The 12,944-nt window shown below is 71.9% G+C and carries 9 protein-coding genes; 2 read left to right on the top strand and 7 right to left on the bottom strand.

The features are described 5' to 3' along the window. Positions 1–30: 30 nt before the first annotated feature. The 6 genes from OG858_RS36870 to OG858_RS36845 form a co-directional block, all read right to left on the bottom strand. Entirely contained in the window at positions 31–873 is an 843-nt protein-coding gene (locus tag OG858_RS36870; RefSeq protein WP_046702994.1) for a nitrilase-related carbon-nitrogen hydrolase, read from the bottom strand. Between the two features lie 260 nt (positions 874–1,133). Further along, positions 1,134–2,699 (bottom strand): PucR family transcriptional regulator, encoded by a 1,566-nt coding sequence (locus OG858_RS36865; RefSeq protein WP_319064174.1) that lies wholly within the window; start codon positions 2,697–2,699, stop codon positions 1,134–1,136. Between the two features lie 26 nt (positions 2,700–2,725). Next, positions 2,726–4,012 carry an aspartate aminotransferase family protein gene (locus OG858_RS36860; RefSeq protein WP_086751919.1) on the bottom strand — a complete coding sequence of 429 codons (1,287 nt, stop codon included), beginning with the start codon at positions 4,010–4,012 and terminating at the stop codon, positions 2,726–2,728. 92 nt (positions 4,013–4,104) lie between these two features. Then, positions 4,105–4,947: a nitrilase-related carbon-nitrogen hydrolase gene (locus OG858_RS36855; protein ID WP_319064175.1), complete on the bottom strand. Its 843-nt coding sequence runs from the start codon at positions 4,945–4,947 to the stop codon at positions 4,105–4,107. 259 nt (positions 4,948–5,206) lie between these two features. Beyond that, the gene (locus tag OG858_RS36850) at positions 5,207–6,850 is read right to left on the bottom strand and encodes a hypothetical protein (RefSeq protein WP_327725272.1); all 1,644 of its coding nucleotides are present in this window, start codon (positions 6,848–6,850) and stop codon (positions 5,207–5,209) included. 179 nt (positions 6,851–7,029) lie between these two features. Continuing rightward, entirely contained in the window at positions 7,030–7,305 is a 276-nt protein-coding gene (locus tag OG858_RS36845; protein ID WP_086751008.1) for a helix-turn-helix domain-containing protein, read from the bottom strand. Between the two features lie 73 nt (positions 7,306–7,378). On the opposite strand from OG858_RS36845, the gene map reads away from it, so the two are divergent. Both map and OG858_RS36835 read left to right on the top strand, forming a co-directional pair. Continuing rightward, entirely contained in the window at positions 7,379–8,146 is a 768-nt protein-coding gene (gene map / locus OG858_RS36840) for a type I methionyl aminopeptidase (protein WP_319316111.1), read from the top strand. Between the two features lie 269 nt (positions 8,147–8,415). Beyond that, a complete protein-coding gene (locus tag OG858_RS36835) occupies positions 8,416–11,004 on the top strand; it encodes an ATP-dependent Clp protease ATP-binding subunit (RefSeq protein WP_319261424.1) in 2,589 nt (862 codons plus the stop codon). An 11-nt stretch (positions 11,005–11,015) separates the two neighbouring features. On the opposite strand, the gene ggt is transcribed toward OG858_RS36835, so the two are convergent. Continuing rightward, a complete protein-coding gene (gene ggt, locus OG858_RS36830; RefSeq protein WP_319319054.1) occupies positions 11,016–12,833 on the bottom strand; it encodes a gamma-glutamyltransferase in 1,818 nt (605 codons plus the stop codon). Between the last annotated feature and the right edge of the window lie 111 nt (positions 12,834–12,944).

Below are 12,944 nucleotides of genomic sequence, written 5' to 3'. Positions count from 1 at the left end.
CCTGAAGGATCGGGGCGCGGGGAGGCTTCGCTAGGGCGCCGTCAGCGGGGCGTAGGCGTCCGGGCGGCGGTCGCGGAAGAACTGCCAGCGGTCGCGGACCTCGCGGAGCTTGGCCAGGTCCAGGTCGCGGACCACGAGCTCGGTCTCCTTGTCGCTGGCCACCTCGCCGACGAACTGGGCCTCCGGGTCCACGAAGTAGGAGGTGCCGTAGAAGTCGTTGTCGCCGAGCTCCTCCACACCGACCCGGTTGATCGCGCCGATGAAGTACTCGTTGGCGACGGCCGACGCCGGCTGCTCCAGCTGCCACAGGTAGCGGGACAGGCCCCGCGAGGTGGCCGACGGGTTGAACACGATCTCGGCGCCGCCGAGGCCCAGCGCACGCCAGCCCTCCGGGAAGTGCCGGTCGTAGCAGATGTAGACGCCGATCTTGCCGACGGCGGTGTCGAAGACGGGCCAGCCCGCGTTCCCGGGACGGAAGTAGAACTTCTCCCAGAAGCCGGGGACCTGGGGGATGTGGTGCTTGCGGTACTTGCCGAGGTACTTGCCGTCCGAGTCGATCACGGCGGCGGTGTTGTAGAGGACGCCCGGCTGCTCCTCCTCGTACATCGGCAGCACGAGGACGAGGCCGAGCTCCTTGGCGAGCGCCTGGAAGCGCTTGACGATCGGGCCGTCGGGGATCTGCTCTGCGTACTCGTAGAACGCCTTGTCCTGGACCTGGCAGAAGTAGGGACCGTAGAACAGTTCCTGGAAGCACAGGACCTGCGCACCCTGCGCGGCCGCGTCGCGGGCCGCCTGCTCGTGGACCTGGATCATCGACTCCTTGTCGCCGGTCCAGGCCGTCTGGAAGATGGCTGCGCGGATGACTCTGCTCATCGGGACCTCCGGTCACTCGGTGTGCTGGGGCGAGCGCCGCACATCCCGTCGTCCGCCCGAAGGGCGGGCCCTGCGGCGTCCGGAGCGTGCTCTCGGTGTGCCGGGCAGACGGGACTTCTGCCGCTCGCCCCAGGAGCGTATGGAGTCCGGAAGTCGGGTTTGAGTTGCACGGTGTCACGTCTGCGGGCGTTTCGCGTTCCACCGTGTCACCTCTTCGTGGGCGCATGTTTCACCGCCGTTTTCGCAGGTCCCGGCATGTTTCAGCCCTGTTGCGCGTCGTGGGCGAGGAGAGCGATGTGGACCGACGCGGCCTGTTCGAAGTCGTCGAGGTCCACGCCGAGGCGGGCCTCTATGGCTTCGAGCCGGCGGTACAGCGCGGGCCGGCTGACGTGGTGCAGCTGAGCCGTGTGCGACTTGTTGCGGCCGGTCGCGAGATAGGTGCGCAGTACGGGCAGGAGATCCTGCTCGGCGTGCCCGTCGCCGCACAGCAGGCCGTCCAGCTCACGCTCGGCGAAGGCCTGTACGTGCGGGTCGTCCCGCAGCAGCCGGACCAGGCCGCGCAGGTGCACGTCCCGCAGGCGTACGACGAGCGGCAGGTCGAGCCCGGTGGCCGAGGACTGGGCGACGGCGTCCGCCACATGCCGGGCCTCCCGCAGCCCGCCCGGCACGTCCTCCCAGGTGGTCCGCGCCTCCGCGGCCGCCACGACCGGCTTGCGCATCCCCGACTCCGACCGCAGCCGGGTCGCGAAGTGCGCGGTGAGCGCAGCCGCGTCCTGGTCCCGGGCGAGGCTGAGGAGTACGGCGGTGGCGCCCTCCGCCAGTTCGGCGACGAGCCCCGGCAGGCCCAGCATCCGTAGTACGCGGTCGAGTTGGGCCGGATCCTCGTCGCGTACGACCAGCGGCACGAACGTACGGCGGTTGACCGGGAGCCCGGCCGCACGTGCCCTCGGCAGCAGTTGCCTGGCCGGTACCACTCCGGAGACGAGGTCCGTCAGGAGGCCCTGGGTGGACTGCTCCTCCCAGGAGTGCGCCGAGCCGCCGAGCATGCGGTGGAGGACGAGCGCCTCGGCGGCCCGGTCGGCGAGCAGCCGCCCGGTGGCGGTGTCGCCGCGGTACCCGCACAGCACGATCTGTCCCCACAGCTCCCCGCGCCCGCCCAGCTCGGCCCGCACCCAGCCGTCGCCCGCGCTGCCGCCCGCCTGCCGGGAGATCCGCTCCCAGTCGCGCAGCACGTCGTCGACGGCCGACCGCTCTCCCGCCGTGGCGAGGACGCGATGGGCGAGGTTGGTGACGACGAGGGGACAGCCCGCGTGCTTGGCGATCTCGTCGAGGAGGCGTTGCAGCGGGGCACCCGCGGTGATCAGCCCGGTCAGGGCCGTGCGGACGGCCTCCGACAGGCTCACGGCCGCGAACTTCCGCCGTACCAGCCGGGACTGGACCTCCTCCGTCAGCTCGGCGAAGGGGAACGGCCGGTGCAGCACCACCATGGGCAGACCGCACCGCTCCGCCGCCCGGCGCATCACGTCGGGCGGCGTCGGGAAGGCCCGGCCGAGACCGAGGACGACCGCCGCGGCCTCGGCCCGGTACAGCGAGCGGATGTACTCGGCCTGGGCGTCCTCGTTCCCGGCGAGCAGGACCCCGGTGGTGAGGACCATCTCGCCGCCGGTGAGCATCACGCCCACGTCGGGGGCCTCGGCCACATGCACCCAGCGCACGGGCCGGTCGAGCTGACCGGCCCCGGCCACCACCTCGGGCTCTCCGGCGAGGACCCGGTCCAGGTTGAGGACCTGGCGTACCGACAGGGCGGGTTCCAAGGCGGTGGTCATGGCGTTGGGTTTCCTTACATCTGGCGTTACTGAATGCTCCTCAGAGCACGTTCGAGGGCCTCGGCGCCCTCCTCGGCCTCGGCGACGGTCAGCGACAGCGGGGGCGCGATGCGCAGGGCGCTGGTGTTGTGGCCGCCGCCCTTGCCGATGAGCAGGCCCTCCCGGCGGGCGGCTTCGAGGACGGCGGACGCGGCCTCCGGGTTCGCCTCGTCGGTGCCGGGCCTGACCAGCTCGATGCCGAGCATGAGCCCCCGGCCGCGCACTTCCCGCACCTGGGGGATCTGGGCGGTGATCGCGCGCAGCCGTTCGATGAGCAGTCCGCCGACGCGGCGCGCGTTGCCCTGGAGGTCGTGCTCGATCAGGTAGTTCAGGTTGGCGAGGCCGGCGGCCATGGTGATCTGGGTGCCGCCGAAGGTCGAGATCGAATTGCTGTCCAGGCAGTTCATGACCTCGGAGCGGGCGACGACACCGCCGATGGACATGCCGTTGCCGATGCCCTTGGCGAAGGTGAGGATGTCCGGCGGCCCGTTCTGCCCGTGCGCCTGCCAGCCCCAGAAGTTGTCGCCGGTGCGGCCCCACCCGGTCTGCACCTCGTCGGCGATCCACAGCACGCCGTTCCGTTGCAGTACCTCACGGAAGGCCGCGTACAGGCCGTCCGGCGGTGAGGTGAAGCCGCCGACGCCCTGGATCGGCTCGGCGATCAGCGCGGCCGGCGGACGGCCGTGGCCGAGCAGGTCCTCCAGGTCGGCGACGCAGGCCGTGATGAAGTCGGCGTCGCTCAGGTCGGCGTACGGGCCGCGGGTCCGGACGCCGCCGTGCACGTACAGCGTCTGGAGCGGTGACAGTGAGGTCGGGGACCAGCCCTTGTTGCCGGTGATGCCGACGGCGCTGAAGGAACGGCCGTGGTAGCTGTTGCGCATCGCCAGGATCTGGTTGCTGCGGCGGTACGTCGTCGCCAGCATCAACGCGGTGTCGTTGGCCTCGGTGCCGGAGGTGGTGAAGAAGACGCGGGCGTCCGGGATGCCGGACATCTGCGCGATCCGCTCGGCGAGTTCGACCATCGGCCGGTTGAGGTAGAGCGTCGATGAGTGGATGATCCGCCCGGCCTGCTCACTCACCGCCTTGGTGACCTCGGGCAGCGCGTGCGCCGTCATCGTGGTGAGGATGCCGCCGAAGAAGTCGAGGTACTTGTTGCCCCCGGCGTCCCAGACATGGCGGCCCTCGCCGTGGGTGATCTCCAGCGGGTCCGCGTAGTAGAGCGCGAGCCAGTCGGGCAGTACGGCCTTGTGGCGTCCGAGCAGTTCGTCGGTCACGGCTGCACCACTCCTTTCACAGCTGTACGGGTTCTGCGTGTGTCACGGCTGTACGTGCCCACGTCAGGGCTGTACGAGTCCTCCGTACACGGTCACGGCTGTACGAGCCCTTCGTACGCGTCGGGCCGACGGTCCCGGTAGAACGCCCACTGCTGCCGCACTTCCTCGATCAGGTCGAAGTCGAGATCCCGTACGACGAGCTCCTCGCCCTTGTCGCTCGCGACCTCGCCGACGAACTTGCCGCGTGGGTCGACGAAGTACGAGGTGCCGTAGAAGTCGTTGTCCCCGTACTCCTCCACGCCGACCCGGTTGATCGCCGCGATGAAGTACTCGTTGGCGACGGCGGCCGCGGGCTGCTCCAGCTGCCACAGATGGGAGGACAGGCCCCGGTGGGTCGCGGACGGGTTGTACACGAGTTGGGCGCCGTTCAGACCGAGCTGGCGCCAGCCCTCCGGGAAGTGGCGGTCGTAACAGATGTAGACGCCGACCTTGCCGACGGCCGTGTCGAAGACCGGCCAGCCGAGGTTCCCGGGCTTGAAGTAGTACTTCTCCCAGAATCCCTTGACCTGGGGGATGTGGTGCTTGCGGTACTTGCCGAGATAGGTGCCGTCGGCGTCGATCACCGCCGCGGTGTTGAAGTAGAACCCGGACTGTTCGACCTCGAAGACCGGGACGACGATCACCATGCCGGTCTCGCGGGCCAGCTCCCGCATCCGTGTGACGGTCGGGCCGTCCGGGACGGGTTCCGCCCAGGCGTAGTGCTCCGGCTCCTGGACCTGGCAGAAGTAGGGCGCGTTGAAGACTTCCTGGAAGCCGATCACCTTCGCGCCCTGCCGCGCCGCCTCGCGGGCGTGCTCGACGTGCTTGGCGACCATGGAGGCGGTGTCGCCGGTCCAGGTCGCCTGGACCAGGGCGGCGCGTACGACGTTGGCCATGTCAGGTGCTCCTTCGACAGGGACCTCAGCGAGCCTCTACGCCCGTAGACGCAGGTCGTAGAGGCTTGAAACTAAGCCCCGCCGACGGACTGGGCAAGACCATCGTCGTCAACCAGCCGAGTCGATCACGTTTCGCACTCCAGTGGGTGATTGCCGCCGTGTTTCGCGCGGCGTACCGGCCGGCCCCGTCGGGCGCGGCCGGTGGGCCGGACGTGGCGGGCGGGTCAGGTGAGCCCCTGCACGCGCAGCGCGTGCCGGGTCAGGTGAGCCCCTGCACGCGCAGCGCGTGCACCACTTCCCGGTAGCGCTCCTCGGAGACACCGCGCGCCGCCGCCAGCACGAGGGGCTTGAGTCGTCGCGGATGTGCCTCCGCGGTGCGCGCCGCCTCCTCCGGCGTACGCATGCGCACGTACACGTCGAGCAGCGCACGCGCCTCCCGTTCGCGCCCCTCGGCGGTGAGGGCGAGCACCGCCTCGCCGATCTCCTCGGTGGGCCGTGAGACGCCCTGTCGCAGCATCTGCTCTCCGTCCGAGGCGCGGCCCACCGCGTTCAGGGCGTCCGCGACCGCGACCAGCCGGTCGGCGGGCAGCGAGCCGGCCTCCCACAGCAGGGTCGCCCAGTCAGCGCCCAGCCCCGCGCGGTGCAGGTCGGCCGCGAGCAGCGGGAAACGGGCGGCGGGCCACTGCGCGATCTCCACGAGGAGGGCGTGCGCCTCCCCGCTGCGGCCCTCCCGGCGCAGCCGCACCAACCGCTGCACGGTATCGGCGACCTCCCGCCGCGCCTCGTCGTCCAGCGGCTGCCGCGCCTGCGACTGCTTCGGCGCCGCCGCCTCGGCCCGCTCCGCGGCACCGGCGTACCGGGCGCCCCGGGGAGCGCGCCCCTTGCGCCCCACTGCCGGTGCGGCCTTGGGCACGACGACGGGCGGAGCCTCGGCCTCCATCGCCCCGGCGAAACGGGCACCCCCTCGCGGGCGGCGCTTGGAACGCTGCTTGGCGAGCGGCGGGGCGGCGGCTTCCGGGTCGGGGTGCTGGGGATCGGACTTGGGGGCGGGGCCGGGGCCGGGGGCGGTCCGGGCGGCTTCGTCGGTCTCGGGGAAGGCGGCCGCGTAGGTGTCGTGCCGGGCGTCGTACGCGCCGGCCTCCTCGGGGGTGCGACTGTCGGGCGCTCGGCCGTCGGGGGCACGGCCGCCACGGTAGGGGTCCGTATGTATACGTCCGTCGCCGAACTGGTCCTCGTGCGTGCGCCCGCCGCCGTACCGGTCCGTGCCCGTACCCCCGCCCAGGCGCTCCGCCGAGTCGGCCGCGCGTTCCTCCGCTTCCGGCGCGCCCACGCGGAAGACGTCCCCGGCGGTGTTCCCCGGAACGTGCGCCGCGCCCCGCGCGGGGCCGTGCGGGGCGCGGCGGTCGATGTCCTCGATGCGGGTGTGCAGTTCTGTGCAGCGGGCTGTGGCGCGTTCGCGGTCGTCATGGGCCCAGGCCAGGTCCAGGCGGATGGAGTCGGCCTCCTCCTGCGAGGTGGCGGCCTGCAGCCGGCGGGTCAGTTCGGTGGTGCGTTCGGCGGCGTAGCGCTGCTCGCGGAGCATGACGTCGAGCCGGTCGCCCAGGGCGTCACGGCCGCCGGGCCGGGAGTCGTACGCGGCGAGCGAGGCGCTGTGCAGGGCACGGGCCCGCTCGGTCTCCTGGGCCGCCGCGGCGGGACCGTACGCGGTGCCGAGGTCGTGCATGAGCGCCTCGACGACGTCCCAGGGCGGCACCTCCAGGCCGTCCAGGCAGGCCCGCATGCCGTCGGGGTCGCGCTGCCAGAAAACGGCGCACCAGCCACCGCCCTGGTCGAGCTTCGCCATCAATCTGTTCAGGTATCCCGCGAACTCCCCTACTTGTCCCGGGAGTTGATCCAAAGCCATCGCATACTCCCCGGCAGACTGGAGTGCTCCGGTCCGCAAGAAAACACCAGTTGTGTTACAGGACGGCTACGCGAAGTTTTCGTAGCGGACGCAGTGTGCTGTACGCGGCCGTGCGACAGCTGTGCGTGAGGGGTTCAGGCCATCACGGCGAACGACTCAGGCCATGACCGCGAAACGGCTCAGGCGACCGCGGCCGTCGGGGCCGTATCGGCTGCCGGTGCGCACCGCGTGACGAGGGCGTCCATGGACAGACCCAGCGCGCGGGCGAGGGCGGCGACCGTGAAGAAGGCCGGGGTGGGGGCTCGGCCGGTCTCGATCTTCCGCAGGGTCTCCGCGGAGATGCCCGCGCCGGCAGCGATCTCCGCCATGCTGCGACTGCCGCGGGCCTCACGCAGCAACCGGCCGAGCCGCTCGCCGCGTTCACGCTCTTCGGGGGTCAGTGGGGTGCGCACCATGCCCCCATTCTAATACCGATCCCTTCCGGCGGACCGGTATATTAATTGGATGTTGAGCGGTATAGTAATTGGCATGGTGGAACTGAAGACGGATGCGTCGATGGACGCGATGTACGAGGCCGGGCAGGTCGTGGGGCGAGCGCTGACCGCGGTGCGGAGCACCGCCGACGTGGGTGTTTCCCTCCTCGAACTCGACGAGGTGGCACACGAGGTACTGCGGGAGGCGGGCGCCTCGTCGCCGTTCCTCGGCTATCGCCCGTCCTTCGCGCCCACCCCCTTCCCGGCGGTGATCTGTGCCTCCGTGAACGACGCGATCGTGCACGGCATCCCGACGGCGTACCGGCTGCGCGACGGCGACCTCGTGTCCATGGACTTCGGCGCCGAGCTGGGCGGCTGGGTCGGGGACTCGGCGATCAGCTTCGTGGTGGGCGAGCCGCGCGCCGCCGACCTGCGCCTCGTCGAGACGGCCGAACGCGCCCTCGCGGCGGGCATCGGGGCGGCCGTCGTCGGCAACCGCATCGGCGACATCGCGCACGCGATCGGCACGGTGTGCCGCGCCGCCGGATACGGGATTCCCGACGGCTTCGGCGGCCACGGGATCGGCCGTCATATGCACGAGGACCCGGGGGTACCGAACGAGGGGCGGCCCGGACGCGGGATGAGGCTGCGGCACGGGATGGTCCTGGCGATCGAACCGATGCTGATCGGCGGGGGCGGCGACGGGTACCACGCGGCGCCGGACGGGTGGACGTTGCGCACGGACGACGGTTCCCGGGCGGCCCATGCGGAGCATACGGTCGCCATCACGGATGCGGGGCCGCGGGTGCTGACCGCGCGGTGACGGTGACTTCGAAGCGCCGTCGAACTGCGGGTGGTCGTGGGGCTGCGGGTACCTGGGGCTTCTCGCACAGTTCCCCGCACCCCTGAAAGCCCAGGCCCGCGGGCCACAACACGACGGCCCAACGGGCCGATGAAAAGCAGGGGGCGCAGCCCCCGCTTTTCAGGGGCGCGGGGAACTGCGCGCCCGGCCCCCACCCACCCGCACAACCACCCGCAACCCCCAACGGCGCCACCGGTGTATCCCCGCAGCACGCGGGAACCCGGTGGCGAATGAGCAACGGATTCCCCGGGCCCGAGGGCTACGGTCCGGACCCCCTCAGTGAGTTCTTCGCCCGTTTCTTCGGCGGGCCGCGCCCGCAGCGGGTCGAGATCGGCCGGCTGATGAGCGGCTCGGCCCGCCGGTTGGTGGCCGACGCGGCGGCGTACGCGGCGCGGCACGGCAGCAGGGACCTGGACACCCAGCATCTGCTGCGCGCCGCGCTGACCGCCGAGCCGACCCGAAGTCTGGTGGCCCGTACGGGCGTCGACCCCGACGCGCTGGCCGGTGAGATCGACGAGCGGTCCGGCCCGGAGCGGCACAAGCCGGGCCAGGGGCCGCCGCCCGCGTCCCTGGCCCTGACCCCCGCGGTCAAGCGGGCCCTGCTGGACGCACACGAACTGGCCCGGGTCGCCGGCTCCGGCCACATCGGCCCCGAACACGTCCTGAGCGCCCTCGCCGCCAACCCCGACTCGGCCGCCGGCCACGTCCTCGGCGCCGCTCGGCTCTCGGCCTCCGCGCTGCCGCCGGACGCGTCGGACCCCCCGGACGCGTCGGACCCATCGGCGGCGACCCCGCCCGCCGGGATCCCCCTCTCCGGGCTGCCGCACCGCACGTCCACCGCCACACCGACCCTCGACAAGTACGGCCGCGATCTGACCGACCTCGCCCGTCAGGGCCGTATCGACCCGGTCATCGGGCGGGAGGAGGAGATCGAGCAGACCGTCGAAGTGCTGTCCCGGCGCGGCAAGAACAACCCCGTGCTCATCGGTGAGGCGGGCGTCGGCAAGACCGCGATCGTGGAGGGGCTGGCCCAGCGCATCGCCGAGGGCGACGTGCCCGACGTGCTGGCCGGGCGCCGGGTGGTCGCCCTGGATCTGTCAGGGGTGGTCGCCGGGACCCGTTACCGGGGCGACTTCGAGGAGCGGCTCACCGGCATCGTCGACGAGATCCGCACCCACTCCGGGGAACTGGTCGTCTTCATCGACGAGTTGCACACGGTCGTGGGCGCCGGCTCGGGCGAGGGCGGCGTGCTGGACGCGGGCAACATGCTCAAGCCGGCCCTGGCGCGCGGAGAGCTGAACATCGTGGGGGCGACGACGCTGGAGGAGTACCGGCGGATCGAGAAGGACGCGGCGCTGGCCCGCCGGTTCCAGCCGGTGCTGGTCGCCGAGCCGAGCGGCGATGACGCCCTGGAGATCCTGCGCGGGCTGCGCGACCGGTACGAGGCCCACCACCAGGTCCGCTACACCGACGAGGCACTGGTGGCCGCGGTGGACCTGTCGGACCGGTATCTCACCGACCGACGGCTGCCCGACAAGGCCATCGACCTGATGGACCGGGCCGGGGCCCGCGTCCGGCTGCGTGCCCGGACCAAGGGGACGGATCTGCGGACCCTGGAGCGGGAGATCGAGCAGCTGACCAGGGACAAGGACCAGGCGGTCGCGGGCGAGCAGTACGAGCTGGCCACGCGGCTGCGGGACCGGATCGGTGAGTTGCGACAGCGGATCGGCACGGACCGCGGCGGGGAACGGGCCGACGACGGGCAGAGTCTGGAGATCACCGCCGAGGACATCGCCGAGGTCGTCTCCCGGCAGACAGGCATCCCCGTCAGCAGCCTCACCCAGGAGGAGCGGGAACGGCTGCTGGGGCTGGAACAGCGGCTGCGTCAGCGGGTCGTCGGGCAGGACGAGGCGGTGCGCGTGGTGGCGGACGCCGTGCTGCGCTCGCGCGCCGGGCTGGCCAGTCCCGAACGGCCGATCGGCAGCTTCCTCTTCCTGGGCCCGACCGGCGTCGGCAAGACGGAACTGGCCCGCGCGCTGGCGGAGGCCCTCTTCGGCGGCGAGGACCGGATGGTGCGGCTCGACATGAGCGAGTACCAGGAGCGGCACGCGGTCAGCCGGCTGGTCGGCGCCCCGCCCGGCTACGTCGGCCATGAGGATGCCGGGCAGCTGACGGAGGCCGTGCGACGGCATCCGTACGCGCTGCTGTTGCTGGACGAGGTGGAGAAGGCCCACCCGGACGTCTTCAACCTGCTGCTGCAGGTCCTCGACGACGGCAGGCTCACCGACGCGCAGGGCCGCACGGTCGACTTCACCAACGCCGTGATCGTCATGACGAGCAACCTGGGCTCGGAGGCCATCGGCAGGAGCGGGTCGGGCCTGGGCTTCTCGGCGGGCGGCGCCGAGGCGGACGAGGAGGACCGGCGCGAGCGGATCCTGCGGCCGTTGCGGGAGCACTTCCGGCCCGAGTTCCTCGACCGCGTCGACGAGATCGTCGTCTTCCGGCGGCTCACCGACGACCAACTGCGGAGGATCACCGACCTGTTGCTGGAGCGGACCCGGGACCGGCTGCACGCGCGGGGTGTCACCGTCGAGTTCACCGAGCGGGCCGTCTCATGGCTCGCCCGCCACGGCGACCAGCCCGAGTACGGCGCCCGCCCGCTGCGCCGCACGATCCAGCGGGAGGTCGACAACCCGCTGTCCCGGCTGCTCCTCGACGGCCGGCTGCCGTCCGGCAGCCGGGTGGCGGCGGAGGTGGAGGACGGGCGGCTCGCCTTCCGTACGACGACGACGCCGCCCGACCCCGACCGGTCCGCCTAGCCGGGGACCCGCTACGGGTGCCCCTGCTTCGCGGGGTGCACGACCATCGCCGAGCCGCCACCGCGTCGTACGGTCTCCGCGGCGGCCAGCCACCTGCCGTTCGACAGGCGCTGGACGGCGGTGGCCGCGCCGATCTCCGGGTTCTGCCGGAAGCCGTGCCCGATGGCTTCGAGCTCGGTCTTCAACGGGCTGTTCCACAGACCCGGTTCGAGCTCCGTGGTGGTCTGGTTGCGCTGGCTGGCGCGGGGCGCGGCGATCGCGTCGACCAGCGGCAGGCCCCGGTCGAGGAAGCCGGTCAGGGTCTGCAGCACGGTCGTGATGATGGTCGCGCCGCCCGGTGAACCGAGAGCCACCACGGGCTTGTCGTGCCGGTCGAGCACGATCGTCGGCGACATCGACGAGCGGGGCCGCTTGCCCGGCCCCGGCAGGTTGGGGTCGTGCACGGCCGGGTTGGCCGGAGTGAAGGAGAAGTCCGTCAGCTCGTTGTTGAGCAGGAAGCCCCGACCGGGCACGGTGATGCCGCTGCCGCCGGTCTGCTCGATGGTGAGCGTGTACGAGACGACGTTGCCCCACTTGTCGGCAACCGTGAGATGGGTCGTGCTGTCGCCCTCGTACGTCGTCGGCGCGGCCGTACCGCCGGTCGCGCAGGCCGTCGGATTGCGCGGGTCACCCGGCGCGACGGGGCTGGTGAGCACCGCGTCGTCCTTGATCAGGCACTCGCGGGAGTCGGCGAACCGCTGCGACAGCAGCCCCTTCGTCGGTACGTCCTCGAAGGCGGGGTCGCCGACCCAGCGGCCACGGTCGGCGAACGCGATACGGCTCGCCTCGATGTAGCGGTGCAGGTACCGGACGTCGCTCGCCTTCGACAGGTCGGTCCGCTCCAGGATGTTGAGCGCCTCGGCGACCGTCGTGCCGCCGGAGGACGAGGGGGCCATCCCGTAGACGCCGAGGCCGCGGTACGACGCCTTCGTGGGCGCCTGGCGCTTGGCGCGGTACGTGGCGAGGTCGGTGGTGGTCAGGTCGCCCGGCCGGGCGTTGTAGCCCGAACTCGGGTCCACCGGCGGCTTGTTGACCGTGTCGACGATGTCCTGCGCGAGGTCGCCCCGATAGAGGGCCCCGACGCCCTTGCGGCCCAGCTCCGCGTAGGTACGGGCCAGATCGGGGTTCTTGAGGGTCGAGCCGACCACCGGCAGCTGCCCGCCGGGGAGGTAGAGGTCGACGGTGTCCGGGAAGTTGCGGAACCGGGCCTCGTTGGAGGCGGTCTGGGCGCGGAAGGTCGCGTCGACGGTGAACCCGTCGCGGGCGATCCTCTCGGCGGGCTTCAGCAGCTTGCCGAGCGGCTTGCTGCCCCAACTGCTCAGCGCCGTCTGCCAGGTCGCCGGGGTTCCGGGCGTACCGACGCTCAGCCCACTGGTGACGGCCTCGGCGAACGGGATCGCCGTGCCGTTCTCCAGGAAGAGGTTCTCGTCGGCGCTCAGGGGCGCGGTCTCCCGGCCGTCGATGGTGTGCACGGTACGGGACCCGGCGTCGTAGTAGACGAAGTAGCCGCCTCCGCCGATGCCCGCGGAGTAGGGCTCGGTGACGCCGAGGGCGGCTGCCGTGGCGACTGCCGCGTCCACCGCGTTACCGCCCTTGCGGAGTACCTCGATGCCGGCGGCCGAGGCGTCCGGGTCGACGCTGGAGACGGCACCGCCGTAGCCGACGGCGACCGGGACCTTCTCGACGGTGTCCGTCGCCGCCGAGGACGGCGGGGCCGCCCCCACCGACACCACGGCGGACGTTGCCGCCAGTACAGCCAGTTTCCGCGCGACAGGACGACGCAGACGCATCCGTACCTCCAGTCAGGGACCGTCCGCGCAGACTAACGCGGGCGCCATGGCCCCGTCAGCGGCGTCTCGGCCATCCGGCGGTGCCGCGCCACTCGCGCGACGGCGCACCGA

Origin of the sequence: Streptomyces europaeiscabiei, assembly GCF_036346855.1 — a bacterium.
GTDB lineage: Bacteria > Actinomycetota > Actinomycetes > Streptomycetales > Streptomycetaceae > Streptomyces > Streptomyces europaeiscabiei.
The sequence above is the reverse complement of the archived record's forward strand: the minus strand, read 5'-3'. Positions and strand labels throughout refer to the sequence as shown.